22 protein-coding genes are annotated in these 26,136 nt (G+C 64.9%); 13 read left to right on the top strand and 9 right to left on the bottom strand.

What is annotated here, in order from left to right; translation table 11 throughout:
- Positions 1–147 precede the first annotated feature (147 nt).
- From D6B98_RS22160 to arfB, 7 genes are all read left to right on the top strand, one after another.
- A complete protein-coding gene (locus D6B98_RS22160; RefSeq protein WP_126259047.1) occupies positions 148–1,119 on the top strand; it encodes a bifunctional riboflavin kinase/FAD synthetase in 972 nt (323 codons plus the stop codon).
- A 204-nt stretch (positions 1,120–1,323) separates the two neighbouring features.
- Positions 1,324–4,332 (top strand): isoleucine--tRNA ligase, encoded by a 3,009-nt coding sequence (gene ileS, locus D6B98_RS22155; protein WP_126259046.1) that lies wholly within the window; start codon positions 1,324–1,326, stop codon positions 4,330–4,332.
- A gap of 8 nt (positions 4,333–4,340) precedes the next feature.
- The gene (gene lspA, locus D6B98_RS22150; protein ID WP_126259045.1) at positions 4,341–4,835 is read left to right on the top strand and encodes a signal peptidase II; all 495 of its coding nucleotides are present in this window, start codon (positions 4,341–4,343) and stop codon (positions 4,833–4,835) included.
- A 96-nt stretch (positions 4,836–4,931) separates the two neighbouring features.
- Entirely contained in the window at positions 4,932–5,660 is a 729-nt protein-coding gene (locus D6B98_RS22145) for a hypothetical protein (protein WP_126259044.1), read from the top strand.
- Between the two features lie 184 nt (positions 5,661–5,844).
- A complete protein-coding gene (locus tag D6B98_RS22140; RefSeq protein WP_205680514.1) occupies positions 5,845–7,239 on the top strand; it encodes a M16 family metallopeptidase in 1,395 nt (464 codons plus the stop codon).
- Complete coding sequence (locus D6B98_RS22135) at positions 7,236–8,603, top strand: M16 family metallopeptidase (RefSeq protein WP_164718782.1); 1,368 nt, start codon at positions 7,236–7,238, stop codon at positions 8,601–8,603. Before D6B98_RS22140 ends, D6B98_RS22135 begins: the two co-directional genes overlap by 4 nt.
- 160 nt (positions 8,604–8,763) lie before the next feature.
- Complete coding sequence (gene arfB, locus D6B98_RS22130; RefSeq protein WP_126259041.1) at positions 8,764–9,180, top strand: alternative ribosome rescue aminoacyl-tRNA hydrolase ArfB; 417 nt, start codon at positions 8,764–8,766, stop codon at positions 9,178–9,180.
- 56 nt (positions 9,181–9,236) lie between these two features.
- Here arfB and D6B98_RS22125 read toward each other — a convergent pair whose 3' ends face one another.
- The gene (locus tag D6B98_RS22125; protein WP_245481441.1) at positions 9,237–9,659 is read right to left on the bottom strand and encodes a hypothetical protein; all 423 of its coding nucleotides are present in this window, start codon (positions 9,657–9,659) and stop codon (positions 9,237–9,239) included.
- A gap of 196 nt (positions 9,660–9,855) precedes the next feature.
- On the opposite strand from D6B98_RS22125, the gene mutL reads away from it, so the two are divergent.
- Positions 9,856–11,670, top strand: a complete 1,815-nt coding sequence (mutL, locus tag D6B98_RS22120) for a DNA mismatch repair endonuclease MutL (protein ID WP_126259040.1) — start codon at positions 9,856–9,858, stop codon at positions 11,668–11,670.
- Between the two features lie 90 nt (positions 11,671–11,760).
- Here the strand turns inward: mutL and rsmD are convergent, their stop codons facing one another.
- Both rsmD and D6B98_RS22105 read right to left on the bottom strand, forming a co-directional pair.
- A complete protein-coding gene (rsmD, locus tag D6B98_RS22115) occupies positions 11,761–12,315 on the bottom strand; it encodes a 16S rRNA (guanine(966)-N(2))-methyltransferase RsmD (protein WP_126259039.1) in 555 nt (184 codons plus the stop codon).
- A gap of 140 nt (positions 12,316–12,455) precedes the next feature.
- Positions 12,456–14,543: a pseudouridine synthase gene (locus D6B98_RS22105; protein WP_164718781.1), complete on the bottom strand. Its 2,088-nt coding sequence runs from the start codon at positions 14,541–14,543 to the stop codon at positions 12,456–12,458.
- Between the two features lie 121 nt (positions 14,544–14,664).
- Here D6B98_RS22105 and D6B98_RS22100 point away from each other — a divergent pair, with 121 nt between their 5' ends.
- Positions 14,665–15,123, top strand: coding sequence for a nucleoside deaminase (locus tag D6B98_RS22100; RefSeq protein ID WP_126259036.1), 459 nt, complete (start codon positions 14,665–14,667; stop codon positions 15,121–15,123).
- 150 nt (positions 15,124–15,273) lie between these two features.
- Here D6B98_RS22100 and D6B98_RS22095 read toward each other — a convergent pair whose 3' ends face one another.
- Both D6B98_RS22095 and purD read right to left on the bottom strand, forming a co-directional pair.
- On the bottom strand, positions 15,274–16,179 hold the full coding sequence (locus D6B98_RS22095; protein WP_126259035.1) for an alpha/beta fold hydrolase: 906 nt from the start codon (positions 16,177–16,179) through the stop codon (positions 15,274–15,276).
- A gap of 234 nt (positions 16,180–16,413) precedes the next feature.
- Positions 16,414–17,697 carry a phosphoribosylamine--glycine ligase gene (purD, locus tag D6B98_RS22090; protein ID WP_126259034.1) on the bottom strand — a complete coding sequence of 428 codons (1,284 nt, stop codon included), beginning with the start codon at positions 17,695–17,697 and terminating at the stop codon, positions 16,414–16,416.
- 330 nt (positions 17,698–18,027) lie between these two features.
- On the opposite strand from purD, the gene D6B98_RS22085 reads away from it, so the two are divergent.
- From D6B98_RS22085 to D6B98_RS22075, 3 genes are all read left to right on the top strand, one after another.
- Complete coding sequence (locus D6B98_RS22085) at positions 18,028–18,882, top strand: HNH endonuclease (protein WP_205680513.1); 855 nt, start codon at positions 18,028–18,030, stop codon at positions 18,880–18,882.
- 227 nt (positions 18,883–19,109) lie between these two features.
- On the top strand, positions 19,110–20,450 hold the full coding sequence (gene mauJ / locus D6B98_RS22080; protein ID WP_126259033.1) for a methylamine utilization protein MauJ: 1,341 nt from the start codon (positions 19,110–19,112) through the stop codon (positions 20,448–20,450).
- A 131-nt stretch (positions 20,451–20,581) separates the two neighbouring features.
- Complete coding sequence (locus D6B98_RS22075; protein WP_126259032.1) at positions 20,582–21,115, top strand: REP-associated tyrosine transposase; 534 nt, start codon at positions 20,582–20,584, stop codon at positions 21,113–21,115.
- Between the two features lie 307 nt (positions 21,116–21,422).
- Here D6B98_RS22075 and D6B98_RS22070 read toward each other — a convergent pair whose 3' ends face one another.
- The 4 genes from D6B98_RS22070 to D6B98_RS22055 all read right to left on the bottom strand — a co-directional run bounded on the left by D6B98_RS22070 (position 21,423) and on the right by D6B98_RS22055 (position 24,191).
- Positions 21,423–21,611, bottom strand: coding sequence for a hypothetical protein (locus tag D6B98_RS22070; RefSeq protein ID WP_126259031.1), 189 nt, complete (start codon positions 21,609–21,611; stop codon positions 21,423–21,425).
- A 422-nt stretch (positions 21,612–22,033) separates the two neighbouring features.
- Entirely contained in the window at positions 22,034–22,333 is a 300-nt protein-coding gene (locus D6B98_RS22065; protein ID WP_126259030.1) for a winged helix-turn-helix domain-containing protein, read from the bottom strand.
- A 3-nt stretch (positions 22,334–22,336) separates the two neighbouring features.
- Positions 22,337–22,891 carry a hypothetical protein gene (locus tag D6B98_RS22060; RefSeq protein WP_164718780.1) on the bottom strand — a complete coding sequence of 185 codons (555 nt, stop codon included), beginning with the start codon at positions 22,889–22,891 and terminating at the stop codon, positions 22,337–22,339.
- Between the two features lie 289 nt (positions 22,892–23,180).
- Positions 23,181–24,191, bottom strand: coding sequence for an alpha/beta hydrolase (locus tag D6B98_RS22055; protein WP_164718779.1), 1,011 nt, complete (start codon positions 24,189–24,191; stop codon positions 23,181–23,183).
- Positions 24,192–24,328: 137 nt separating this feature from the next.
- On the opposite strand from D6B98_RS22055, the gene xseA reads away from it, so the two are divergent.
- Positions 24,329–25,945: an exodeoxyribonuclease VII large subunit gene (gene xseA / locus D6B98_RS22050; RefSeq protein ID WP_164718804.1), complete on the top strand. Its 1,617-nt coding sequence runs from the start codon at positions 24,329–24,331 to the stop codon at positions 25,943–25,945.
- The last annotated feature ends 191 nt before the right edge of the window (positions 25,946–26,136 follow it).

Raw genomic sequence — 26,136 nt, 5'->3', positions numbered from 1 at the left:
GCACCAAGGCGTTAAACAGCGCGTTAATTGGGGGCGTCCCGAACGAACTGAAATTGCGTGGGATTCGGCGCTCCCCCTGCCGCTTGACTTCATCGGGCCGGTCGCGCCACGGTCCCGGCCGGTCCCGCCGGTTCGAGAATTCCCCTGATGGCCCCGCATTTTAACGTTATCCGCGACACCACGCCCGTTTCCGCGATTCCAAGGGGCGCCGTGGTCGCCATGGGCAATTTCGACGGGGTTCATCTCGGTCACCGCGCGGTGATCGCCGCCGCCCTGGAAATGGGCCGGACGCATGGCCGCCCCGCGCTGGCGCTGACCTTCGAGCCGCATCCGCGGCGGTTCTTCAGCCCCAATACCCCGCAATTCCGCCTGACGGACGAGCAGGCCAAGCTGCGGCTTCTGGCCGGCACCGGGCTTGCCGGCGCCGTGGTCATGACCTTCGACAAGGCACGCGCCGGAACCAGCGCGCAAGATTTCATTCACCATGAGCTGATCGGACGGCTCGGCGTCAGCGGGATCGCGGTGGGGTACGACTTCCATTTCGGCAAGGGACGGGTCGGCTCGCCGAGCCTGCTGGTCAACGAGGCGCCCCGGCTCGGCATCGAGGTCGACGTGCAGCCGCATGTCGATATCGACGAGCGGCCGGTGTCCTCCAGCGCGATCCGCATCGCCCTCGCCGAAGGCCAGCTCGACGAGGCCACCACCATGCTGGGCGCGCCCTGGTTCGTCACCGGCGAGGTGATCCACGGCGAGAAGCGTGGCCGCGATCTTGGCTATCCCACCGCCAACATCCGCCTCGATGCCAATTGCGGCCTGAAGCACGGCATCTATGCGGTGCGGGTCGGCCGCGGCACTGAGCGGCTGGACGGGGTTGCAAGCTTCGGGCGCCGCCCGACCTTCGACAATGGCGCCCCGCTGCTGGAAATCTTCCTGTTCGACTTCAAGGGCGATCTCTACGGGCAGGCGCTGGATTGCGCCTTCATCGGCTTCATTCGCGAGGAGCTGAAGTTCGAGGGGATCGAAGCCCTGATCCGGCAGATGGACGACGATTCCGCCCGCGCCCGCGCCATCCTGGCCGCCGCCCCGGACGCGTTTCCACGGCTCGGCGCCGTCGATTGACCCCAAACCCGGCCTTCCCGAACCTTTGCGCTTCCTCCGCCCCCCTGCTATGGAGAGCCCATGTTTGCGCGGCGCATCATAGGGATTAGCAGCCCGGCTTCCGCCTGAGCCCAGGGGCTCGGCGCAAGACCGGGATTTGGTCGTTTCACCCCCGCGATTCCGCATCGCCATCCGTTCCCGCGCCATTCCGAGCCAGTCAGCCTCATGTCCGAAAAGCCGCAAAAGTCCCAAAAATCTGAAGCCAAAGACTATTCGAAGACCCTGTTCCTGCCGCAGACCGAATTCCCGATGCGCGCCGGCCTGCCGCAGCGCGAGCCGGAGATCCTCAAGCGCTGGTACGAGATCGGCCTCTACGAGAAGCTGCGCGAGGCTGCCCGTGGCCGCGCCAAGTTCGTGCTGCATGACGGCCCTCCCTACGCCAACGGCAACATCCATATCGGCACGGCGCTGAACAAGATTCTCAAGGACCTCGTCACCAAGAGCCAGCAGATGCTCGGCTTCGATTCCAACTACGTGCCGGGCTGGGACTGCCACGGCCTGCCGATCGAGTGGAAGGTCGAGGAAGAGCACTATCGCAAGAAGGGCAAGCAGAAGCCCGACTTCCGCGACTCTGCCGCGATGATCGACTTCCGCCGGGAATGCCGCGCCTACGCCACGCAATGGCTCGGCGTGCAACGCGAGGAGTTCAAGCGCCTCGGCGTCATCGGCGACTGGGACCATCCCTACGCCACCATGAGCTTCCCGGCCGAGGCCCAGATCGCGCGCGAGCTGATGAAGTTCGCCGCCAACGGCACGCTCTATCGCGGCTCCAAGCCGGTGATGTGGAGCGTGGTCGAGAAGACAGCGCTGGCCGAGGCCGAGGTGGAGTACGAGGACCACACCTCCGATACGGTGTGGGTGAAATTCCCGGTTACCTCGCCCGCGCACGGTGCGCTCGCCTCCGCAAGCGTCGTGATCTGGACCACCACGCCCTGGACGCTGCCCGGCAACCGCGCCATCTCGTTCTCCCCGAAGATCGCCTACGGCCTTTACAAGGTGACGGATGCGCCCGCCGACAATTGGACCAGGACGGGCGATCTCCTGATCCTCGCCGACGCGCTCGCTGAAGAGGTCTTCAAGCAGGCGCGCGTGACCGCTTACGAGAAGCTCCGCGACGTCCCCGGCGACACCATGGACGCGATCGAATGCGCCCATCCGCTCAAAGGCCTCGCCGGCGGCTACGACTTCATCGTGCCGCTATTGCCCGGCGACCACGTCACCGACGACACCGGCACCGGCTTCGTGCACACCGCGCCCGGCCATGGCCGCGAGGACTTCGATGCCTGGATGGCGCAGGCGCGCGATCTCGACGCGCGCGGCATCAACACGGCGATCCCCTACACCGTCGACGAGAACGGCGCCTACACCGATCATGCGCCGGGCTTTACCGGCAAGCGCGTCATCAACGACAAGGGCGAGAAGGGCGATGCCAACGAGGCCGTGATCAAGGCGCTGGTCGAACGAGGCATGCTGCTCGCGCGCGGCCGGCTGAAGCATCAATATCCGCACTCCTGGCGCTCCAAGAAGCCGGTGATCTTCCGCAACACGCCGCAATGGTTCATCGCGATGGACAAGGATGTTGCGCAAGGCGGCAAGACGAAGAGCGGCGACACGCTGCGCGCCCGCGCGCTGCACGCGATCTCGGTGACGCAATGGGTGCCGCCGTCGGGCGAGAACCGCATCAACGGCATGATCGAAGCCCGGCCCGACTGGGTGATCTCGCGCCAGCGCGCCTGGGGCGTGCCGATCGCCGTGTTCGTGCGCGAGAAGGGCGACGGCTCCGCCGAGATCCTGCAGGACGAGGCGGTGAACGCGCGCATCGGCGAGGCCTTCGAGCAGGAAGGCGCCGACGCCTGGTACGCAACCGGCGCGCGCGAGCGCTTCCTGGGCGCGCGCGCGAGCGAGGATTGGCAGAAGGTCGACGACATTCTCGACGTCTGGTTCGATTCCGGCTCGACCCACGCTTTCGTGCTCGAAGACCCCGTGCAGTTTCCCGGGCTCGCCGGCATCAAGCGCAAGGTCGACGGCGGCACCGACACGGTGATGTATCTGGAAGGCTCGGACCAGCATCGCGGCTGGTTCCACTCCTCGCTGCTGGAAAGCTGCGGCACCCGCGGCCGCGCGCCTTACGACATCGTGCTGACCCACGGCTTCACCCAGGCCGAGGACGGCCGCAAGATGTCGAAGTCGCTCGGCAACACCATCGAGCCGCAGGCCGTCATCAAGGAATCCGGCGCCGACATCCTCCGGCTCTGGGTCGCGTCCTGCGACTACACCGACGATCAGCGCATCGGCGCGGAGATCCTGAAGAACACCGTCGAGACCTATCGCAAGCTGCGCAACACCGTGCGCTGGATGCTCGGCACGCTGCATCATTACAAGCCGGCCGACGCAGTTCCGCCGGCCGAGATGCCTGAGCTCGAGCGCCTGATGCTGCACGAGTTGGCGGTGCGCGCCGCCGCCGTCGACAAGGCCTATCGGGAGTTCGACTACAAGACCGTGGTCGCGACCCTCTCCGCCTTCCTCAACAGCGAGCTCTCGGCGTTCTATTTCGACATCCGCAAGGACACGCTGTATTGCGATCCGCCATCCTCGCTGACGCGCAAGGCCGCGCTGACGACGATCGACCTGTTGTGCACCTCGATCCTGAAATGGCTGGCGCCGATCCTCAGCTTCACCGCGGAGGAAGCCTGGCGCATGTATCGCCCCGGCGCCGAAGCGTCGGTGCATCTGACGCTGTTCCCGACCGATCTCGAAGACTTCCGCGACGACAAGCTCGCCGCGAGGTGGGAGACGATCCGCAACGTCCGCCGCGTCGTCACCGGGGCGCTCGAGCTCGAACGCGCCGCCAAGAACATCGGCTCCTCGCTGGAGGCCTCGCCGGTGATCTATGTCGCCGACCGCGACATGCTGATGACGCTGTTCGACATCGATCTGGCTGAAGTCTGCATCACCTCGAATTACGAGGTGCGGGAGGGCGAGGCGCCGGCTTCGGCGTTCCGTCTCGATGCGGTGCCCGGTGTCGCGGTCGTGGTGGAGAAGGCGGTCGGCACCAAATGCGCCCGCTCCTGGAAGATCTCCCCGATGGTCGGCGAAGACGCCGAATATCCCGACGTCACCCCGCGCGACGCCAAGGCGCTGCGCGAATGGAAGGCGTTGGGAGTGGCGGTCTGATTCCCCGCATGACCCCGCTTGGCGCCGGCATCCTCGCGGCAATGGTCACGCTCGCGGCCGACCAGGCCTCGAAGCTCTGGCTGCTGAACGGGTTCGACCTTGCCCGGCGCGGCGTCGTCAAGGTGACGCCGTTCTTCGACCTGGTGCTGGCCTGGAATATCGGCATCAGCTTCGGCTGGCTCCAGACCGACAACCAGGCGGCGCAGCTTGCGCTGATGGCGGTCAAGGTCCTCGCCGTGGTCGCGCTGGCGATCTGGATGGCCCGCTCGCACACCAGGCTCGCCACGATTGCGCTAGGCCTGATCATCGGCGGCGCCATCGGCAACGGCATCGACCGCCTGGCCTATGGCGCGGTGGTCGATTTCGCCCTGTTCCACATCGAGATCGCCGGAAATACCTATAATTGGTACGTGTTTAACCTCGCGGACGTGGCGATCGTTGCTGGGGTGGCGGCGCTATTGTATGATTCCTTCCTGGGGATACCCGCCGCAAAAGCGCCCTGATCCCGGCCGATACGGACCGGCAGGCGGAACCCGGTTTTTACGAGGGACTGGCCGCATTTGAGCGGCGATCTGCCACAATATGGAACAGGTATCGTAATGCGCAGCTCGAAGACCAGCGGGTCAATGGTTCGAGACCCCCGATGGGGGTTCTGGCGGGCTTTGAAATTATCCGCTGTCGCGCTCGGCATTGGCCTCGTGATGTCGACCGGCGCCGCGCGCGCTGGTGACGACGAGGACGACGACATGACCTTCGAAGAGAAGCTCATCGACAATCTGATGTCGGGCCTCGGCGCCAAGAGCATGTCGAAGCCCGGCATCGAATACCGTGAGCGTTCGCCGCTGGTCGTGCCGCCCAAGCTCGACCTGCCGCCGCCGGCCGCGACGGAGGCCGCGGTTGCGCCAAACTGGCCGAAGGACCCCGACGAGAAGCGCCGCAAGGACGCCATTGCCGCGCGGAAGAAGGGGGGCGACAACAAGGCGACTGAGTATTGGAAGAATGCCCGGCCGCTCTCGCCCGCCGAGATCAACGCCCACAAGACGGCCGCGGCCGAAAAGAGCGGCAATGATCCGGTTCAGCCGGGCAGCAACACCGCCAATCCGACTCTCAGCCCCGCCCAGCTCGGATACACCGGCGGGCTATGGAATCTGTTCAAAGGAAACGGGCCCGAGTCGAAGCAGTTTACGTCGGAGCCCCCACGCCAATCGCTGGTGGAGCCGCCGCCCGGATATCAGACGCCCTCGCCGAACTACGCCTACGGCTCCGGGCCGGATAACTCGAAGCGGACCTATTTCGACGTCCGGTCCGGCAAGGAGAAGGAGCAATAGCGCTCCTGCTCCGACGCGAACATGTCGGACCGCGGAGCTGGCCGCCGGCCCTTGTATGGCTTCGGCCGCTGGCTTGCTCCCGAGTTGATGGCGTTCTCTGCTTCGTGACGCGAAGCCTCAGCCGCACGGTGTAGCATGCCGTGCCTCCGAGCCGGAGATCCGGACTCGGCGTTCCAAAAGGATCATGATGTCCTCTTACCGATCGGCTGCCCGCCTCCTTGCCGCGCTGCTTTCGACCAGTGTCCTGACGGCCGGTGCGGCCCTCGCCCAGACCACGGTCACATCGGCCCCACCCGCCAGCTTCACGCTCAGCAACGGCATGCAGGTGGTGGTGATCCCGGATCACCGCACGCCCGTGGTCACGGAGATGATCTGGTACAAGGTCGGCTCGGCCGACGAGACGCCGGGAAAATCCGGGCTCGCGCACTTCCTCGAGCACCTGATGTTCAAGGGCACCTCGAAGCATCCCGTCGGCGAATTCTCCCAGACCGTGCTCCGCGTCGGCGGCAACGAGAACGCCTCGACCTCGGTCGACTACACCAATTACTACCAGCGTGTGCCGAAGGAGCAGCTGCCGACCATGATGGAGTTCGAGGCCGACCGCATGACCGGCCTGATCCTCAAGGACGAGAACGTGCTGCCCGAGCGCGACGTCGTGCTCGAAGAATACAACATGCGCGTCGCCAACAATCCCGACGCGCGGCTGAACGAGCAGATCATGGCTGCGCTCTACCTCAATCATCCCTACGGCCGGCCGGTGATCGGCTGGCATCAGGAGATCGAGAAGCTCGATCGCGAGGACGCGCTCGCCTTCTATCGCCGCTTCTATGCGCCGAACAACGCGATCCTGGTGATCGCCGGCGACGTCGACGCCGCCGAAATTCGCCCGCTGGTCGAGCGCAATTTCGGCTCGATCCCGGCGCAATCAGCGATCCCGGCGCGGCGCGTCCGTCCGCAGGAGCCTGAGCCCGCCGCCCCGCGCACCGTCACGCTGGCCGATCCGCGCGTCGAGCAGCCGAACATGCGGCGCTATTATCTCGTACCGTCGGCAACCACGGCCGCGGCCGGCGAGAGCGCGGCCCTCGACGTGCTGGCGCAGCTGATGGGCAGCGGCAGCAATTCCTATCTTTACCGCGCCCTCGTCGTCGACAAGCCGCTCGCGGTCTCCGCCAACGCCAGCTATTCGAGCATCTCGCTCGATCCGACCCAGTTCGCGATCTCGGCCGCGCCGAAAGCCGGCGTCAGCTTCGCAGAGGTCGAGCAGGCGGTCGACGGCGTCATCGCCAACGTGGCGCAGAACCCGATCCGCGCCGAGGATCTGGAGCGCGTGAAGACCCAGCTCATCGCGGAAGCGATCTACGCCCAGGACAACCAGGCGGTGCTGGCACGCTGGTACGGCGGCGCGCTGACCACCGGCCTGTCGATCGAGGACATCAGGAGCTGGCCCGACCGCATCCGCGCGGTCACCGCCGAGCAGGTCCGCGCCGTCGCGCAGAAATGGCTCGAGAAGAAGCGTTCGGTCACGGGCTATCTGATCAAGGACACCAGTGCTGCCAAGCGCGAGGAGAAGCGGTCGTGACCTATCCCTTCCTTCGACACGTTGCATTCTCTTTCGTCACCGGCGCCGCGCTCGCGCTCGCTGCGGTGTCGCCGTCGCTCGCCGCCGCAAAGATTCAGCGCCTGGTCTCGCCCGGCGGCATCGAGGCCTGGTTCGTGCAGGACGCGACCGTGCCCCTGATCGCGATGGAATATTCCTTTGCCGGCGGCTCGGCCCAGGATCCCAAGGACAAGTCCGGCGTCGCCAATCTGGTCGGCGACCTGCTCGACGAAGGCTCCGGCGATCTCGATTCCAAGACCTTCCACGAGCGGCTCGACCGCCGCGCCATCGAGCTGTCCTTCAGCGCCACCCGCGACGCCTTCCGCGGCAGCCTGCGCATGCTGCGCGACAACAAGGACGAGGCCTTCGATCTCTTGCGGAGCGCGCTGACCTCGCCGCATTTCGACACCGCCGATGTCGAGCGCATCCGCTCGCAGGTCATCTCGGGCCTGCGCCGCGAGACCACCAACCCGACCTCGCTGGCGAGCCGCAAATTCCTGGAAGTCGCCTTCGGCGATCATCCCTACGGCCGGCAGACCAACGGCAACCTCGACAGCGTGCCGACCATCACGGTCTCCGACATGAAGGACTATGTCGGCCGCGTGCTGGCCAGGGATGGGCTGAAGGTCGCGGTCGTCGGCGACGTCGATCCGGCGACGCTCGGCAAGCTGCTCGACCACACCTTCGGCAGCCTGCCCGCCAAGGGCAACCTCACGCCGGTCCCTGACGTCGAGGCCGCAAGGCCGCCGCAACGCGCCTTCGTGACCCTCGACGTGCCGCAGACCGTGATCACCTTCGGCGGGCCCGGGGTGAAGCGCAGCGATCCCAATTTCATGGCGGCCTATGTCGTCAACCACATCCTCGGCGGCGGCGGATTGTCCTCGCGTCTCTATCGCGAGGTCCGCGAGAAGCGCGGCCTCGCCTATTCGGTGTTCGAATCGCTGCTCTGGATGGAGCATTCGGCGATCTTCATCGGCAATACCGGCACGCGCGCCGACCGCTCCGGCGACACCATCGATGCCATCGAGAAGGAAGTGCGCCGGATCGCCGAGGAAGGCCCGACGCAGAAGGAGCTCGACGAGGCCAAGTCGTACCTCAAGGGCTCGCAGATGCTGGCGCTCGACACCTCCTCCAAGCTGGCGCAAGCGCTGCTGCAGTACCAGCAGGACAAGTTGCCGATCGACTATATCGAGAAGCGCAACGCCATCGTCGATGCCGTGACGCTGGACGACGCCAAGGCGGCCGCCAAGCGGCTCTGGGGCCAGGGCCTACTGACCGTCGTCGTCGGCCGCGCCCCGCAGGCCGCGGCGCAGCCGACCGCGGCTCCGGCGACGAAGTCGAACTGATCTTTATTGCAAGCAGCAGCGTTCCCTGGCTGCCGCACGGGCGCCCATGGCTACCCCCTCCCCTGCCCCTTCCCCACAAGGGGGAGGGAACGGATAGAGCGCGGCAAACTTCCATCAAAGCAGCTATGGTGCGCGCGCGAATCCTTTTCCTGGTGCCATCATGCTGCGGATATCCCGCGATCTCGTCATCGACGAGGACGACATCGAGATCGGCTTTGTCCGCGCCTCCGGCCCGGGCGGGCAGAACGTCAACAAGGTCGCGACCTCGGCGCAACTGCGCTTCGACACGCGCAAGCTGACCTTGCCGGAGGATGCGGCGCTACGCCTCGCCCGCCTCGCCGGCCAGCGCATGACCAAGGATGGCGTCATCGTGATCCAGGCGCAGCGCTTCCGCACCCAGGAGCGCAATCGCCAGGATGCCATCGACCGGCTGGTCGAAATCCTGAGCGAGGCGATGGTGCGGCCAAAGCCGCGGCGCGCGACAAAACCGACTTTCGGCTCAAAGCAGCGCCGGCTCGAGGGCAAGAAGCGCCGCAGCGATGTCAAGGCAAAGCGCGGCCGCGACTTCGACGATTGATCGAGCAAGACCTCCGGCCGCGGTGCGACCGGAGGTTTGCGCTTCGCAAGCTGACTTCAGTAGCGCTTGCCGGTCGCAGCCGAATCGTCGGCCGTGCCCTTGTGTGTCGCACTGCCCGTGGTTGCAGCGTTACCCTTGGTCCCCCTGCCCGACTTCATGCCAACCTTCTCGCCGGCACTCCCCTGCTGAGCGCCGACGTCGTCATCCTCACTGCCCATGGTCGCGCCGCCCTGCATCGGTTTGCTTTGCACGGTGCCGCCGGACTTGACGCCGGACGATGTGCCTTGCGCGAGAACGGGCGTCGCAATGAGAGCCGAGAGAGCGCATGCGATTGCAGAGGTCTTCACCAACTTCATCCATTTCTCCTGGATTTGCTCGCGATGAACGGTTCGGCGATTCTCCACGCCGTTCCTTTCGGACCGGACCATCACATCGCGCAAAGAGTGCGAACGGCGCACCCGTGATGCAAACGGTCTCATGTGTTGATCGTTTAGGGATTTCGCGGCGGTTTCGCGGAATTACGCTCCTCATATGCGGCACCCGCGCACGAACGCCGCATTTCATCGGAACTGCCCGAGGCGCGGGATTTCCCACATCTGGTATGTGGGAAGTGCGACCTTACCCATGCATTTGTTGCCGGGCGGCGTTACACTGGGACATTCACCGAGTGAACCTATGCCTGTCCGCCAACTTCCCGAACAGATCGTCAACCGCATCGCCGCCGGCGAGGTGGTCGAGCGGCCTGCGAGCGTGGTCAAGGAACTGGTCGAGAACGCGATCGATGCCGGTGCGAGCCGGATCGACGTCTTCACCGACGGCGGCGGGCGGCGGCGAATCGGCATCACCGATGACGGCGGCGGCATGACCGCGAAAGACCTCGCGCTCGCGGTCGAGCGCCATGCCACCTCCAAGCTCGACGACGAGGACCTGCTCCAGATTCGGACCCTCGGCTTCCGCGGCGAGGCGCTGCCCTCGATCGGCTCCGTCGCGCGGCTCTCCATCACCACACGCCATGCCAGCGAGCCGCATGCCTGGGCGCTGACGGTCGAAGGTGGCGAGAAATCCGAGATCATGCCGGCGGCGCTGGCGCACGGCACGCGCGTCGAGGTCGGCGACCTCTTCTATGCGACCCCGGCGCGGTTGAAGTTCCTGAAGACCGACCGCACCGAAGCCGAAGCGATCCGCGAGGTGGTGCGGCGGCTCGCCATGGCGCGGCCCGACATTGCCTTCACGCTTGCCGGTGAGGAGCGCGCGCCGGTGACCTGGGCGGCGGCGCTGCCCGGCGCCGCCGGCCGGCTGACCCGGCTCGGCGACATCCTGGGCGCGGAGTTTCGCAGCCACGCCATCGAGATCCATGCCGAGCGCGAGGGCGTCGTCGTCGCCGGCTATGCGGCGGCACCGGCGCTGACCAAGGCCAACGCACTCGGGCAATATCTCTTCGTCAACGGCCGCCCGGTGCGGGACAAGCTGATTCTCGGCGCGGTGCGCGCGGCCTATTCCGACTATCTGCCGCGCGACCGCCATCCGGTGCTGGCGCTGTTCGTCACGCTCGATCCGCGCGAGGTCGACGCCAACGTGCATCCGGCCAAGACCGAGGTGCGGTTCCGCAATGCCGGCCTTGTTCGCGCGCTGATCGTGCACGGATTGAAGGAAGGTCTCGCGCGCGAGGGACGCCGCACCGCCGCCAACAGCGGCGAGAGCGCCTTGTCCGCGTTCCGGCCCGCTTTCACGCCGCAGCGCCCGGCGAGCTGGGACTGGCGCGCCTCGCCCGCCGCCCCCGTCGCGCCGATGCCGTCTTTCGAGGGCGCCGCGACATCCGCTTTTGCAGAGCGCGCGCAGGCCGCGTTCGACGTCGGTGCCCCCAGCGCGGACGTGCGGATCGAGACGCAGCCGGTGGCGGACCTCGTCGACCGCCCGCTCGGCGCGCCGCGCACGCAGATCCACGAGACCTATATCGTCTCGCAGACCCGCGACGGGCTGATCATCGTCGACCAGCATGCCGCGCATGAGCGCATCGTCTACGAGCGGCTGAAGGCCTCGCTGGCCGCGAACGGCGTGCAGCGGCAGATCCTGCTCATTCCCGAGATCGTCGAGATGGACGAGGCGACGGTCGAGCGCCTCCTGGAGCGCAGCGACGAGCTCGCCTCGTTCGGTCTCGCCATCGAATCCTTCGGCCCCGGCGCAGTCGCGGTGCGCGAGACGCCCTCGCTGCTCGGCAAGACCAATGCCGGCGGCCTGTTGCGCGATCTCTCCGAGCACATGGCCGAGTGGGACGAGGCGCTGCCGCTCGAACGCCGCCTGATGCACGTCGCCGCCACCATGGCCTGCCACGGCTCGGTGCGCGCCGGCCGCAGGCTGCGGCCGGAGGAAATGAACGCGCTGCTCCGCGAGATGGAGGACACCCCGAACTCCGGCCAGTGCAATCACGGCCGGCCGACCTATGTCGAGCTGAAGCTGAGCGATGTAGAGAAGCTGTTCGGGCGAAGGTAGCGCCGGCCTTGTAGGATGGGTAGAGCGAAGCGAAACCCATCAATTCCACTCACGCGGTGAGACGATGGGTTTCGCTTCGCTCTACCCATCCTACAGCTTCCGCAAGAACACGAACTCCGTATCGTCATACGTCCGTCGCTCCAGCTCCTCAAAGCCGTCCGGCGTCACGAACTGCGCGGCCTTCGCTTCCTCCACCACCAGCAGCGCGCCCGGCGTCAGCCAGCCGCCGTCACGCAAGGACGCCAGCGCCTTCTCCGCGAAGCCCTTGCCATAGGGTGGATCGAGGAACACCAGCGAAAACGGCTCGACGGGATGCGCAGGCCCGAGATCGGTCGCGTCGCGGCGATAGACCTTGGTGACGCCACCCAGGCCCAGCGTCTCGACATTGTTGCGCAGCAGTGCCCGCGCTTCCGCGCCATTGTCGACGAACAGCGTGAACTTCGCCCCGCGCGAGACCGCTTCGATGCCGAGCGCGCCGGTGCCGGCGAAGAGATCGAGCACGCGCGCATCGGCAATCGGATCGTCATAGGCGTGCACGAGGATGTTGAACACCGACTCGCGCAAGCGGTCCGCCGTCGGGCGGATGTCGCGCGAGGACGGCGAGGCGAGATTGCGCCCCTTCAAGCGACCGCCGACGACGCGCATTACACGACTCCGTCATGCCCGGGCTTGTCCCGGGCATCCACGTTCTTCAGCAGTAGACGCAAGCAAGACGTGGATGGCCGGGTCAAGCCCGGCCATGACGACCTGTTGCGCAATGTCGGCATCGCTCCAAGCATTGAAGCTTACTCGCCATCCCGCGGCGTCAGGTCGCGCTTGCCGTGATAGCCGCGCTTGGGACGGCGCGGCGGGCCGTAGCCGCTGGCCTGTTCCTCGTTGCGCTCGCGCGCCTCCTCGCTGCCGGTGCGCTGCACCAGCACGCGGCGGCCCTTGCGGTCGTTGATCACGGCGCGCTTGCTGGCGGGCTTCTTCTCGCTCGGTGCGTCGTCGACACGCGCGGCCGACTTCGCGGGCACGTCGAACTGCGCCCCCGACTTCTCGATCACCTTGTCGCCGAGCTGCTCGCGCAGCACCCGCGACTTGATCTCCTCGACCTGGCCTTCGGGAACCTCGCCGAGCTGGAACGGGCCATAGGAGACGCGGATCAGCCGGTTCACCTCGAGCCCGAGATGGGCGCAGACGTTGCGCACCTCGCGGTTCTTGCCTTCGCGGATCGCGAACACCAGCCAGACATTGGCGCCCTGATCGCGCTCCAGCGTCGCCTCGATCGGACCGTATTTGACGCCCTCGATCTCGATGCCATTCTTGAGCTCGTCGAGCTGCACCTGGGTGACGTCGCCGTGGGCGCGAACGCGGTAGCGGCGTAGCCAGCCGGTATCGGGCAGCTCGAGCGTGCGCGCGAGCCCGCCGTCGTTGGTGAGCAGCAAGAGGCCTTCGGTATTGAAATCGAGCCGGCCGACACTGATCAGCCGCGGCAGACCTTCCGGCAGATTGTCGAACACGGTCGGACGCCCCTCGGGGTCGTCATGCGTGGTCATCAGTCCGCGCGGCTTGTGATAGAGGAATAGCCGCGTGCGCTCGCGCTCCGGCAACGGCTTACCGTCGACCATGACGACGTCGTTCTTCGTGATGTCCAGCGCGGGCGAGTTGATGACGCGGCCATTGACGGTGACACGGCCCTGCGTGACCATCTCCTCGGCATCGCGGCGCGAGGCGAGGCCCGCACGCGCCAGCACCTTGGCGATGCGCTCGCCGGCCTTCTTCGGCTTCGGCTCTTCTTCCCGGCGCGGCCGCCGGTCGACATCACGATCGCGCTCGCGATAGGCACCACGGCCGCCGAAGGCGGGACGCTTCTCGAAGATCCTGGCTTCATTCTCGTTTTCACGGCGCGGGCGATCGCCGAAACGGCCTTCGCTGCGCGGATGCTCGTGCCAATCGGAACGGCCTTCCGACCGCTCGCGCGGACGATTGAATTTCGGCCGGTCGCCACCACGTCCGCCGCGGTCGCCATCGCCGTCACGACGGGGCCGATCGAATTTTGGACGATCCTCGCGCGGCCGGTCGAATTTGGGCCGCTCGCGGAACGGGCGATCACCCGATGCGCGATCGTCGCGTGAGCGCGAGAACCGCGGACGATCCTCGCCGCGGCCGCCTTCGCGGCGGTCGTCGCGCTTTTGCCAGGGCTTGTCCTCGCTGCGGTCACGGCTGCCGAAATCCTTGCGCGGACCCTTGCCGAAATCCTTGCGCGGCGGCCGATCGCCGCGCGGAGCCGCGTCGCGCTTCTGCCAGGGCTTTGAATCGCCGCGATCGCCACGGTCGCGATCCGGACCGCCCCGCGAAAACTTTCGCTCGCCGTCGAACGGACGCTCCGGACGGTCGCCGCGCGGCGAATACGGCCGCTTGTCGCCGAACTTCTTGTCGCCGAACCGGCCGGCGGGACGGGACTCGTCGCGATCGCGGCTGCGCGGCGGACGATCGTCGCGGCCATGGGACGGGCGGTCACCGCGCGGCTTGAAGGAGCGCTTGTCGCCATCGCGCGATCCACGATCGGAAAAAGGACGGTCGCCACGCGGCTTGAAGCTGCGCTCGCCGCGGCCTTCATTGCCGCGATCGTCGCGCTTGAAGCGCGGACGGTCGGAAGAATCTCGGCGCGGGGCATCGCCCTCCTCGCGGCGGCGAAACGGACGGTCCTCGCGACCCTCGCGGGGAGGGCGGCTGTCGCCCTTCCTCTCGCTCTTGCCCTCGAAACCGCGCTTGGCGAACTTCTTCTCGGGGCCGCGCGCCTTGCCGGAGCGGCCCTTTGCTGCTCCCTTGGCCGGGCCTCGATCACGCCGGCCGCGGGAATCGTTGTCTTTGTCGCTGTCGCGAGGCATGAATGATCTCACTTACGGGGGTAGTGCGATGAGCATTGTGCGCGCTCGTTCCGAGCCGCATGCTCAGGCAAAATCGGTATCCACTCTTGCTGAAGGCGGAGCTACTAGCAGGTTTCTGGCGATGATACGAGGCATGAAAGCCCCTTCTTTCATGGATTTGGCGCTTGTGACGGCCGAAAATGCCGGAAAATCGGGCGAAGTTCCGATCGGATGCGTGGTGGTCCGCGATTACGAGGTCATCGCCACCGCCGCCAATCGGACGCTGACCGACCATGATCCGACCGCCCACGCCGAGATCATCGCGCTGCGCGAGGCCGCCGCGAAGATCGGCAGCGAGCGCCTCGTCGACTGCGACCTCTACGTGACGCTGGAGCCCTGCACCATGTGTGCGGGCGCGATCTCCTTTGCAAGGATCAGGCGGCTCTATTACGGCGCCGCCGACCCCAAGGGCGGCGCGGTGGAATCAGGGGTGCGGTTCTTTGCCTCCCCAACCTGCCATCACGCGCCGGACGTCTATTCCGGCGTCGGCGAGAGCGAGGCGGCGCGGCTGCTCAAGGAGTTCTTCCGGGAGCGGCGCTGACGGCTCCACCCTGCGCTGTCATGCCCCGGCTTGACCGGGGCATCCAGTACGCCGTGGCTTCTCGGATCAACCATTGCCGTCTCGGCGTGCTGGATCGCCCGGTCAAGCCGGGCGATGACAGCTTGAGTGTGTGGCGTGCAGCGTCACAGCTCAACCTGCCGCGAAAAACTCGCGCAGCGCGCTCGCGGTGACCTCGGGATTCTCCTCGGTGAGGAAGTGGCCGGAATCCACCGGCATGCCCTCCACGTTCGTCGCCCATTGCCGCCAGGTATCGAGCGGCGTCGCCGCGGCTTGCGCCACGCCGGCATTGCCCCACAGCGCCAGCATGGGAATGGTGATCTTCTTGCCGGCCTCGAAATCCGCCTTGTCGAGGTCGTAGTCGAAATAGGCGCCGGCGCGATAGTCCTCGCACATCGCATGCACGCGGGCGGGATCGCGGAACGGGGCGAGGTAATGTTCGAGCGCCCGCTCATCGATCGCATCGAGCGTCCTCGACTTGGTCTGGCTCGCCATCTTGAAGCGCAGGAAGAACTCGCCATTGCTCGCGATCAGCGTCTCCGGCAGCGGATAGGGCTGCGCTAGGAAGGTCCAGTGATAGATCTTCAGCGCGTAGGCGCGGTTGATCCGCTCCCAGTAATTATAGGTCGGCAGGATATCGAGCACCGCGAGCTTCGACAGCCGGCCGGGATGGTCGAGCGCGAGGCGGTAGGAGACGCGGCCGCCGCGGTCGTGACCGGCGAGCGCGAAGTGCACGTGGCCGAGCCGCTCCATGACCTCGACCATGGCCTTCGCCATCGCGCGCTTGCTGTAGGGGATGTGCAGCGCATCGCTCTCGGGCATGTCGGACCAGCCGTAGCCCGGCAGATCGGCGATGATCAACGTGAAGTGCTCGGCCAGCTCAGGCGCCACCTGATGCCACATCACATGGGTTTCGGAGAAGCCGTGCAGGAGCAACAGCGGCGGGCCGCTGCCGCCGACGCGGGCGAAGACGCGGCCGAACGAGGTATTGATCCATTCGGCGGCAAAACCCGGGTAGAGGTCGGCGAGATCGGACATCTTGTTGCATCCTTATCTGGTCAGTCGTGGGGGCCGCCCGACCAATAAATGTCGAAAACAACCCCATGCACAGTAGCGGTATGATCTGCGGGGTCACTAACCCCAACAGCTTATTGCACATTTCTGGAGTGCGGATGTGGCGGCGCGGTGACCAAAACCGCGGGAGTGCCGGCCCGGCGTACCTTTCCGGCCCATCCGGAAGCTCGGCCGAAGCCGTGTCAGCCCGAAGCCGTGTCAGATCTTGGCCTTCTCCGCCTCCACCGCCTGCCAGCCGATGTCGCGGCGGCAGAAGCCTTCTGGCCAGCGGATGCGGTCGACGGCCTGGTAGGCCCGGGCCTGCGCTTCCGTCACGGTCGCCCCGAGCGCGCAGACATTGAGCACGCGGCCGCCATTGGCGAGGATCGCACCGTCGTTCGCCACCGTGCCGGCGTGGAAGATCTCGACATTGTCCAGCTTGGCGGCGTCGTCGAGCCCCTCGATGCGCGTGCCCTTCTGGTAGTCGCCGGGATAGCCCTTCGCCGCCATCACCACGGTGAGCGCGGATTCCTTGTGCCAGCGCAGATCGAAATGCTTCAGCTGCCCGTCGCAGGCGACCAGCAGCGCCGGCACGATATCCGACATCATGCGCAGCATCAGCACCTGGCACTCGGGATCGCCGAAACGGACGTTGAACTCGAACAGTTTCGGGCCCTGCGTCGTCAGCATGATGCCGGCATAGAGCACGCCGCGGAACGGCGTGCCGCGCTGCTTCATGCCTGATACTGTCGGCAGGATGATCTTGGCCATGATCGCGTCGTGGACGGCAGGCGTCACCAGCGGCGTCGGCGAATAGGCGCCCATGCCGCCGGTGTTCGGGCCGACGTCGTGGTCGAACACGCGCTTGTGGTCCTGCGCGGAGGCCAGCGGGATCGCGGTCTCGCCGTCGCACAGCGCGAAGAAGCTGATCTCGCGGCCGGGCAAGAATTCCTCGATCACGACTTCAGCACCGGCTTCGCCGAAGGCGCCCTCGAACATCATGGCGATGGCGTCCTCGGCCTCACGCACGGTCTTGGCGACGACGACGCCCTTGCCGGCGGCGAGCCCGTCGGCCTTCACGACGATCGGCGCGCCCTGGCTGCCAACGTAGTCGCGCGCATCCCTGGCATTCGTGAAGCGCTTGTAGGCACCGGTCGGAATGCCGAATTCGGTGCAGAGCGCCTTGGTGAACCCCTTGGAGCTTTCGAGCTGCGCGGCCGCCTTGCTCGGGCCGAACGCCTTGATGCCGGCGGCGGTGAGATCATCGACGATGCCGGCCGCCAGCGGCGTTTCCGGCCCGACCACCACGAGCGCGACCTTGTTCTGCTTGCAGAAGTCGATCACCGCGGCATGGTCGGCGACGTCGAGCGCCACGCATTCCGCCTCCTTCGCGATCCCGGCATTGCCGGGCGCGCACCAGAATTTGGTCACCAGGGGGGACGCCGCGATCTTCCACGCCAGGGCATGTTCGCGGCCGCCGGAACCGAGCAGGAGAATATGCATCGAGGGCTCGAAATGAGGGGTTTGCTTGGGCGGAGGTCGCACGAATCGGGGTGGGGCTCAAGGGGGGCTGGGCCTGAAGTCCCCGCCATCCCGGCGCGCGGCGCTCATCTTGCTTCTCCCATTGTGGGAAAGTCAGTAGGGCGAATAGCACAGTGGTTTCAAGGGATCGACGCGCAAGTGTATGGCTGGTCCATAAATTGATTTGGCGTCAGCTCGACGTTGTCATGACCGCATGGTCGAAGAAACCGCAGGAGGCGTCGGATGCCCGCTTATTGGCTCACCTACAAACCTCTCGGCCCAGGGTCCCCCAGGGGGTGGCCCGCAGAGGAATTGAGCGAATTGGTCCGTCGCTTTGAAAGTGATTCAACTAACACAAAGGCCTTGTGGCGGATCGCTTCTCACCAATCAGCCCAAATCGGCGACCGCGTCTATTTGTTCAAACAGGGCTCCGATCCGAGAGGCGTTTTCGGAATCGGAGAGATTATTGAGCGACCGCGTCTGCAGATCGATTCTGCGGATCTAGATGAAGTTCCGCGACACCGAGCAATGATACGGTTTGATCGACTGGTCGATCCCAGTCGGGAATTCCTCATCAAGTTAGACGCCATCCAAGATATTTTGCCCGATACGCTTGTCACCACTCAGTCCAGCGGAGTTGGAGTGCCGGAGAACGTGGCGCTCGAACTGGAAAAGCGTCTACTCGCGTTCATTACTGCTCTTCCCTCAATCAGCAACGAGCAAGCAGATGATCCGGGCTTCGATCCGGATAGTATCAAGGACGAGCGCGAGCGCGCCCTTAGGGCCATACGACTCCGCAGGGGGCAACCGGCGTTCAGAGCGGCCCTTCTTGATGCCTACGATAGGCGATGCGCCATTACAGGCTGCGCGGTGGAGGACGTTCTCGAAGCTGCGCATATTACGCCATATCTCGGCGGCCTTACGAATCATGTTTCTAATGGCCTATTATTGCGGACCGACCTACACACACTTTTCGATTGCGGACTCCTTGGCATCGATCCCAAGAACCGCACCGTCGTCGTCGCAGAAGCCCTGAAGTCTTCGTCCTACGCCAAACTCGCTGGCAAGACGCTTCGCCGTCCCAAGGAGGCGACCAGCGCACCGAGCACACGAAATTTAGAAAAACGACACATTCTGTTCGAACCTAAGCTCAAGCCGCGGCGCTAGAATCACTGTGTCAGTGCTTTAGTTTCCGAAGCAAAGCATCAGTTTACATAGTTGAGTGCACTATCACCGTCATCCCAGCGGCAAGGTGAGCGGCACCACACCACGACCGACAGCCAAGGCACCACGACGACTTACGACGCGAGCGGCAAGGTGGTCGGCCACGACAGCTGTAGGAGCAATGCAATGCCCTTTTACGATGTAAGCGGGCGCATCATCGGAAGACGACAATGAGAACACCATACATACCACACACTTTCGGTGAGGCCGTAGATCGCAAGCTACGGGGTCGTGTAGGTTGGCTGACGGCAGGGGTTGCCTCGTCCATTCCATGGCCATCACTCGATGTATGTGTCAAATATGCTGGAGACGAGTACTTTCTGCGCGGAAGTGAACGCAGTGGCAAACCGTCTCCGCCCGGCATCACCATTGCTTGCGATCCCGGCACTGGCGGAGCCGATGCGGCGATAGCAAAAATCTATAGATTTACCTCTGTACTAAGCTGGTTCGAGGGCGGCTACGTTGACGTCTCGGGCTACATACATGGCAGCCATCCAATTCTGTACGGCAATCCGCGGACCGTTTATTCGTCAATAGGCATTGCCGGCATCAAAGCCTTCAACTGTAACCACATGCCGATTGTTGATGACGATCATGTCCGCAAAGCACTTGCATTTTGGCGTGAAGGAAATCGCCTCAATGACGTCCATGATAGCTATGCCTTCCTGAGCTTTTATAAAGTAATTGAATCGCAGTTTCGAGATGGAAGGGAGCGAGGCAGATGGATTGCCGCGAATCTCGACAAGCTCTCGGATAGGGCGGCCAATCGAGTTGTGGAATTGCGCGCTGCGGGCATCGATGTATCCAGCCACTTGTTCGATAGCGGACGCTGCGCGGTAGCTCATGCATCGCTCGAAGGTGAAATTATCGATCCCGATATTCCCGCTGATAGAAAACGCCTGTCTGCAGACCTCGTCATCATGGAAGAGCTTGCTCGAATCTATATCCGCGATGAACTGGGAGTTCCGACCGCACGTACTCTGCATCGGACACGAGATCGATTAGCGCCATGGGACCCACTGTTACCCACTGAAACCTTGGAAGCTCTTAGAGCAGGACATCATCCACCTCCTGATGTGTCTGCCCTTGAGGGCCGAATTGTTTCCGTCGGCTTGTGGCCGGACGGACCGATACCCGGTCTAGAGCACATGACCATGCACATCGATGCTGTCGATAGAGGCGTCGTGAAAGCTGTTCTAATCAATGAGCGAAGAACAATCCTGTTGGTGTTTTTTCTGGACTACAACAACGGGCGCATACACACAAACCTCGAAGATGGTGGGCTTGTCCGGGGCGAGAACGATGCTGACGAAAATGATGTGAGGGCCTACGCGACCTTCTTCTACAAAGTCATCGGTAATGGTATCGCAGAACTGACGTGCGACGCTATTGAACCAATCGATTGCGAGGTCGTGATTCCGGTAAACATGATGATGACAATGTCTCCCGACGAGGCCATTGCCGACACAGTGGAGCGGTTCAAAAGCGAGCGCGCCAAGAAGAGCGAATAGCGATCAGCCTGCGCTTTAGCTTTCCTTCGCTCCAGCGCCTGCAGTGGGGGTCCTGAGTTACGGTGGCAGCCCGTAGGATGGGTTGAGCCCTTGCGAAACCCATCGCACTTGTTTCGTGGTAACGTCGCGCCATGACCGCGTACCGCCGCAACTTCGTTTCGGGTGGGTGTTTCTTCTTCACCGTCAATCTGGCGGAGCGGAAGCTATCATTGCTGACGGATCATGTCGGGTTGTTGCGCACGGCGTTTCGCGAAACGCACCGACGCCATCCGTTCACGATCGATGCCATCGTGGTGCTGCCTGATCACCTTCACACCGTGTGGACGTTGCCGGAAGGCGATGCCGATTTTGCAATGCGCTGGCAGTTGATCAAATCCACCTTTTCGCGCGGTCTGGCGCGCAACGAAAGGATATCCCAAAGCCGCTCAGCCAAAGGTGAGCGGGGCATCTGGCAGCGCAGATATTGGGAGCATACCATTCGCGACGAAGGCGATTTCGCGCGGCATGTGGACTATGTTCATATCAATCCGGTCAAGCACGGGCTCGTCAACCGAGTACGTGACTGGGCTCCCTCCTCGTTTCATCGCCACGTGAAGCTCGGCAATTACCCGGCCGATTGGGCCGGCGATCAGTCGGATGACGACCGCGATTACGGAGAACGGTGATAGAGAAGCGATGGGTTTCGCAAGGGCTCAACCCATCCTAGGAGCTGATTTCCAATCAGCGCGCTGCGCAACGCGGCCAGGATCGTCTCCGAGAAGATCGGCGGCGTTTCCTAAAGCGTGATGAGATCAGGTTTGATCGCTGCAACATAAGTGCACTCCCTCTCCCGCTTGCGGGAGAGGGCTGGGGAGAGGGTATTTCCGCAATGGGATACTCCCCCAGAGGAGAAAGCCCTCACCCGCGCCTTGCGCGACCTCTCCCGCACGCGGGAGAGGTTGCACCGAGCCCGCAGAAACGGGTCTGCTGCTTTCACCCTTTTTGTTTCTCTTCTGCGCTTTTTCCATCGGAGCTTTTCGAGCGCTCTTCGAAACGATCAGACCCCTTGGCCAGATCGTGCCCCATCTTGCTCTCGTTCTTCGCTTCTTCCTTGGACGTCGCTTCACGCAAGCCTTCAGCGGCCTGTTCCCCCGCCTTTGATGATTTTCGTTCGTCATCCATTGGTGGCTCCTCCCTGATAAAGACGCCTCCCAGGAAGCTCGCTGGTTGATCCCGGATTGGACGTACCAACGTTCCAATCAGATCACCCGGACATTGTTCCCGGTCCCGTCGAGGCTCTTAGTCGAGCCCGTAGGATGGGTTGAGCCCTTGCGAAACCCATCACGCTTGTTTTTCGAAGCGTCCGTAAAGCTAAACGATCGGGCGCCGTCCGCTTCGTCCTCACCTGCAGTCGGATGACAGCCGCGATGATCGAGAGCTGGAAGAGGAAAGCGATGGGTTTCGCAAGGGCTCAACCCATCCTACGAACCGTCATTCCGGGGCGCGCGCAGCGCGAACCCGGAATCCATTGAGAGGCAGCGTCGGCGGTGGGATGGATTCCGGGCTCGCGCCCAAGAGGGCGCGCCCCGGAATGACGGCGGAGGCTACACCTGCTTCCCCGCAATGATCTCCTGCAGCGTCGCGACATGCCGCGCGAACGCGCCGCGGCCGGCGGCGGTGGCGGTCACCGTGGTCTGCGGTTTCTTGCCGACGAAGGCCTTCTCCACTGAAACATACCCCGCCTTGGCCAGGGTCTCGATATGGGCGCCGAGATTGCCGTCGGTGGCGCCGGTGAGCTTCTTCAGGCGGGCGAACTCCAGACCGGCCGACACGGGCAGCGCGTTCAGCGCCGCCATGATCTTCAGCCGCAATGGCTGGTGGATGATGTCGTCGAGCTCGGCCATGCGCTAGATCCGCCGCATCCAGAGCCCGCCGAGGATCAGGCCGCCGCCATTGACGAAGGCCATCCACAGCGGGAATGCCTCGCCGATGTAGAAGAAGCCGAACAGCGTCAGCGCCGTGATGCCGAGACCGATCGCAACGAAGGCGTAGCCGAACCAGAGCCCGGCGAGGGTGTAGAACAGCATGAAATAGATCGGCCAGAACGTTCCCAGCTGGCGTGGACCGAAATGACCGACGACGTTGGTCACGAGATAGCCGAACGCGAAGAACAGGGCGAATATCAGGAACAGCCTGATGCCAACGCCGGCCCCAAAGGGGTGGTTCTTCGGATTGAACACGCGAAGGGCAATCAGACCTCCGACGCCCAGAACGTCCACCGCAACCCAGGCGTAGACCGCGCAGATCGGCCAGAGCCAGGTCACGAGATTGGCTGCGAACACCAGCACGCCCCACCACACCGCAGCGAGACTCGCGAGCTCATAGAGCTGCGATCGCTTCACGCGCTGGACGATATCGTCGATATCGGCCAGCGCTGCGGATGCCTCCTTGCTGTCGATCATGTCGTCCCTTTCTGTCCCTGGGCTATCTCGTATGACGCTCGGTGACACCTGAGCGCGCGCGCCTCGTCCTTCGAGACGACCGCTACGCGGTCTCCTCAGGATGAGGCTTCGAGACGACCGCTTCCAGCGGTCTCCTCAGGATGAGGCTCAGCTGCACCAGGACCCGTTGAAGCGGCTGCCGCAGACTCCACCCCCCTCATCCTGAGGGCCCGCCGCAGGCGGGCGTCTCGAAGGATGGCCGCGGGGAAACCGCTCCTGTCTGCGATTGCCTTGCCGTCGACGGGGCGCATCATGACTGCCCTACCCCGCGCCTCGCCACGTCCTCGGCGATCATCGAGACCGCCTTCGGATTGGTCACGATGCCCATGTGATTGATGCCGGCGATGATCTTGACGTCGACCGAAGGTTTGATCGCCTGCACCACTTCCGCATATTTATCCGAGATCATCATCTCGTCCTCGCCGCCGCCGAAGATCGTGATCGGACGCGTGGTTGCCGGCAGATCGAGCCGATAGCCGCGCGTGGCAAAGTTGCGCATCAGGCGGTCCGAATAGGTGGAGGTGAGGTACTTCGCCGAGGTCGCGGGCACCGCGAAAGCGAGCACGGGAAGCTGCGAGCAGCAGTCGATGCCGAGCTTGCGCAGCGCGGTCAGGCCCAGCAAGCGTGGAATGTCGGCCTTGGCCCAGCCGCCGGAGTCCGGCCGGTTGGTCGGTGCGTCGTAGCCGAGATAGGGCGCGAGCAGCACGGTGCGCACGAACATGTCCTGCATGATCGGCGTCGCGGCGACGCGCAGCGAGAAGCCGGCGCCGGCGGAATGGCCGATCAAAGTGAGCGGCAGGTCCGGCGCGCCCTTGCGCAGATGGGCGACGAAATCGATCAGGTCGTCCTCGAGCTGGCCGACATAGCCGATGTCGCCGCGGGTGCCGGAGCCGCCGTGGCCGCGGATGTCGAGCGCCCAGGTCTCCACGCCGCGCGCGGCGATCGCATGGGTCAGCGCATGGTTGACCGTGCCGCTGGAGCCGGAGGAGCCGTGAATGAAGATCGCCCCGCCGCCCGTCGCCGGGCCGTTCGGCGGGTAATGGCGATAGCCGATCCAGGTCCCGTCACGCGCCTGGAAGCGCTCGAGCGAAGGCAGCGTGGTCCAGTCGATCCCCTTGCTGGAGTCGGAGACGGAGCGCATCTCAGGCGGCCGCTCCAGTGGCGTTGCGATCATGGCGGCCAAGGTCAGCGCCACCGCGCCAGCCGCACAAAGAGCCCATTTCAGGCCGTTCAAAACGCCGCGCAGCAGACGGACCGCCATGGCCTGCCTCCCTCAAATCGATCAACAATAGAGAACTCTATAACGCAGAGTACTCTTGGAATCAATCCCCGGATTGGCGCCGCGCCATGAAAATCCTTAACGTCGAGTCCGACCCCAAAATGCCGAATCGTTTGCCGATGCCGCCTGCGGAACAACTCAACAACGCGTTCGAATTCACCGTCTCCGAGCTCTCCCAGTCCCTGAAGCGGACTGTGGAGGATACCTTCGGCCATGTCCGGGTCCGCGGCGAGATCTCGGGATTCCGCGGCGCCCACTCCTCCGGCCATTGCTATTTCGCGCTCAAGGACGAGAGCGCCAAGATCGAGGCGGTGATCTGGAAGGGCGTGCACGGCCGCATGCGCTTCAAGCCCCAGGAGGGGCTCGAGGTCATCGCCACCGGCAAGCTCACGACCTATCCGGGCTCCTCGAAATACCAGATCGTGATCGAGGCGCTGGAGCCGGCCGGCATCGGCGCGCTGATGGCGCTGATGGAGGAGCGCAAGAAGAAGCTCGCCGCCGAGGGCCTGTTCGACGAGGCACGCAAGCAGCTGCTGCCCTGGCTGCCGGAAGTGATCGGCGTCGTCACCTCGCCGACCGGCGCCGTGATCCGCGACATCCTGCACCGGCTGGAGGACCGCTTCCCCCGCCGCGTGCTGGTGTGGCCGGTCAAGGTGCAGGGCGACGGCTCGGCCGAGCAGGTCGCGGCCGCGATCCGCGGCTTCAACGCGCTCCCTGAGGGAGGCAAGATTCCGCGGCCCGACGTGCTGATCGTGGCGCGCGGCGGCGGCTCGCTGGAGGATCTCTGGTCGTTCAACGAGGAGATCGTGGTGCGGGCGGCAGCCGAAAGCATGATCCCGCTGATCTCCGCGGTCGGGCACGAGACCGACATCACGCTGATCGATTTCGTCGCCGACAAGCGCGCGCCGACGCCGACGGCGGCGGCGGAGATGGCGGTGCCGGTGCGCAGCGAATTGTTCGTCGAGGTCGCCGATCTCGGCCGTCGCACCCGCGCCTATTGGCAACGCGCCCAGGAAAGCCGCCGCAGCGAACTGCGCGCCGCCGCGCGCGCGCTGCCGGCGGCCGGCGATCTGCTCGCCATTCCCAGGCAGCGGCTGGATTCGGCGGGCGCCTCCCTGCCCCGCTGCCTCAAGGCCAACACGCACGCGCATTTCCGAAGGTTCACCGCGGCCAGCTCAAAACTGACGCTGCGGGTGCTGCACGGCCAGATCGCACAGGCCGACCACCGGCTCACCGTGTGCGGCGAGCGGCTCGGCCTGTCGACGCGTTCGCTGCTGCGGCAGCGGCGCGACCGCTTCGCCGGGCTCCAGATTCGCCTGCGCGCCTCGAAGCTCTCCAATGCGCAGGCGCAGCGCAACGCGATTGCCCGCCAGCGCGAGCGCACCCATCGCCTGGCGGAGCGGGCGCAACGCGCGCTCGCGACGCTGCTGCACCGGTTAGAGACCCGCGTCGAGAACAGCAGCAAGCTGCTGTCGGCTTTATCCTATCGCAGCGTGCTCGCGCGCGGCTTCGCATTGGTGCGGGACGAGGCCGGCCATCCCCTGCATGCGGCCGACGCGATTGGTCCTGGCGCGCGCGTCGAGATCGAGTTCGCCGACGGCCGCGTCGGCGCGACCGCGGATGCGGATCGACCGGCGCCCAAGCGCGCGCCGGCGCAGCCAAAGCAAGCCGCGGCCGACGCAAAGCCCGCACCGAAGCGCGTGGCGAAGCCGGTGGATCAGGGCAGTCTGTTCTGAGGCGACGAGCGAGCGCTCCCACCATCGGTGTCATTCCTCGCGAAGGCGGGGAATCCAGTACGCCGCAGCCTCTTTGTGACTCACAGCCGTCTCGGCGTACTGGATCGCCCGGTCAAGTGTTTAGCCCGGACAGATCACTGACGGGTGTTCGGAGACATAGCTGACACATCAAAATGGGCTGGATTGGTCGA

The organism is Bradyrhizobium sp. LVM 105 (assembly GCF_003957705.1).
GTDB lineage: Bacteria > Pseudomonadota > Alphaproteobacteria > Rhizobiales > Xanthobacteraceae > Bradyrhizobium > Bradyrhizobium frederickii.
Note: the sequence above shows the minus strand (reverse complement) of the source record. Positions and strands in the feature narration are given on the sequence as shown.

Bases quoted from the DNA above. Each gene is read 5' to 3' on its own strand.
- D6B98_RS22065 (WP_126259030.1), bottom strand. From the start codon at position 22,333: ATGGCCGAGCTCGACGACATCATCCACCAGCCATTGCGGCTGAAGATC.
- D6B98_RS22060 (WP_164718780.1), bottom strand. From the start codon at position 22,891: ATGATCGACAGCAAGGAGGCATCCGCAGCGCTGGCCGATATCGACGAT.
- purD (WP_126259034.1), bottom strand. From the start codon at position 17,697: ATGCATATTCTCCTGCTCGGTTCCGGCGGCCGCGAACATGCCCTGGCG.
- D6B98_RS22160 (WP_126259047.1), top strand. From the start codon at position 148: ATGGCCCCGCATTTTAACGTTATCCGCGACACCACGCCCGTTTCCGCG.
- D6B98_RS22055 (WP_164718779.1), bottom strand. From the start codon at position 24,191: ATGGCGGTCCGTCTGCTGCGCGGCGTTTTGAACGGCCTGAAATGGGCT.
- D6B98_RS22140 (WP_205680514.1), top strand. From the start codon at position 5,845: ATGATGTCCTCTTACCGATCGGCTGCCCGCCTCCTTGCCGCGCTGCTT.
- D6B98_RS22105 (WP_164718781.1), bottom strand. From the start codon at position 14,543: ATGCCTCGCGACAGCGACAAAGACAACGATTCCCGCGGCCGGCGTGAT.
- ileS (WP_126259046.1), top strand. From the start codon at position 1,324: ATGTCCGAAAAGCCGCAAAAGTCCCAAAAATCTGAAGCCAAAGACTAT.
- mutL (WP_126259040.1), top strand. From the start codon at position 9,856: ATGCCTGTCCGCCAACTTCCCGAACAGATCGTCAACCGCATCGCCGCC.
- D6B98_RS22145 (WP_126259044.1), top strand. From the start codon at position 4,932: ATGCGCAGCTCGAAGACCAGCGGGTCAATGGTTCGAGACCCCCGATGG.
- D6B98_RS22125 (WP_245481441.1), bottom strand. From the start codon at position 9,659: ATGAGACCGTTTGCATCACGGGTGCGCCGTTCGCACTCTTTGCGCGAT.
- D6B98_RS22100 (WP_126259036.1), top strand. From the start codon at position 14,665: ATGATACGAGGCATGAAAGCCCCTTCTTTCATGGATTTGGCGCTTGTG.
- mauJ (WP_126259033.1), top strand. From the start codon at position 19,110: ATGAGAACACCATACATACCACACACTTTCGGTGAGGCCGTAGATCGC.
- D6B98_RS22070 (WP_126259031.1), bottom strand. From the start codon at position 21,611: ATGGATGACGAACGAAAATCATCAAAGGCGGGGGAACAGGCCGCTGAA.
- D6B98_RS22095 (WP_126259035.1), bottom strand. From the start codon at position 16,179: ATGTCCGATCTCGCCGACCTCTACCCGGGTTTTGCCGCCGAATGGATC.
- lspA (WP_126259045.1), top strand. From the start codon at position 4,341: ATGACCCCGCTTGGCGCCGGCATCCTCGCGGCAATGGTCACGCTCGCG.
- D6B98_RS22075 (WP_126259032.1), top strand. From the start codon at position 20,582: ATGACCGCGTACCGCCGCAACTTCGTTTCGGGTGGGTGTTTCTTCTTC.
- rsmD (WP_126259039.1), bottom strand. From the start codon at position 12,315: ATGCGCGTCGTCGGCGGTCGCTTGAAGGGGCGCAATCTCGCCTCGCCG.
- arfB (WP_126259041.1), top strand. From the start codon at position 8,764: ATGCTGCGGATATCCCGCGATCTCGTCATCGACGAGGACGACATCGAG.
- xseA (WP_164718804.1), top strand. From the start codon at position 24,329: ATGCCGCCTGCGGAACAACTCAACAACGCGTTCGAATTCACCGTCTCC.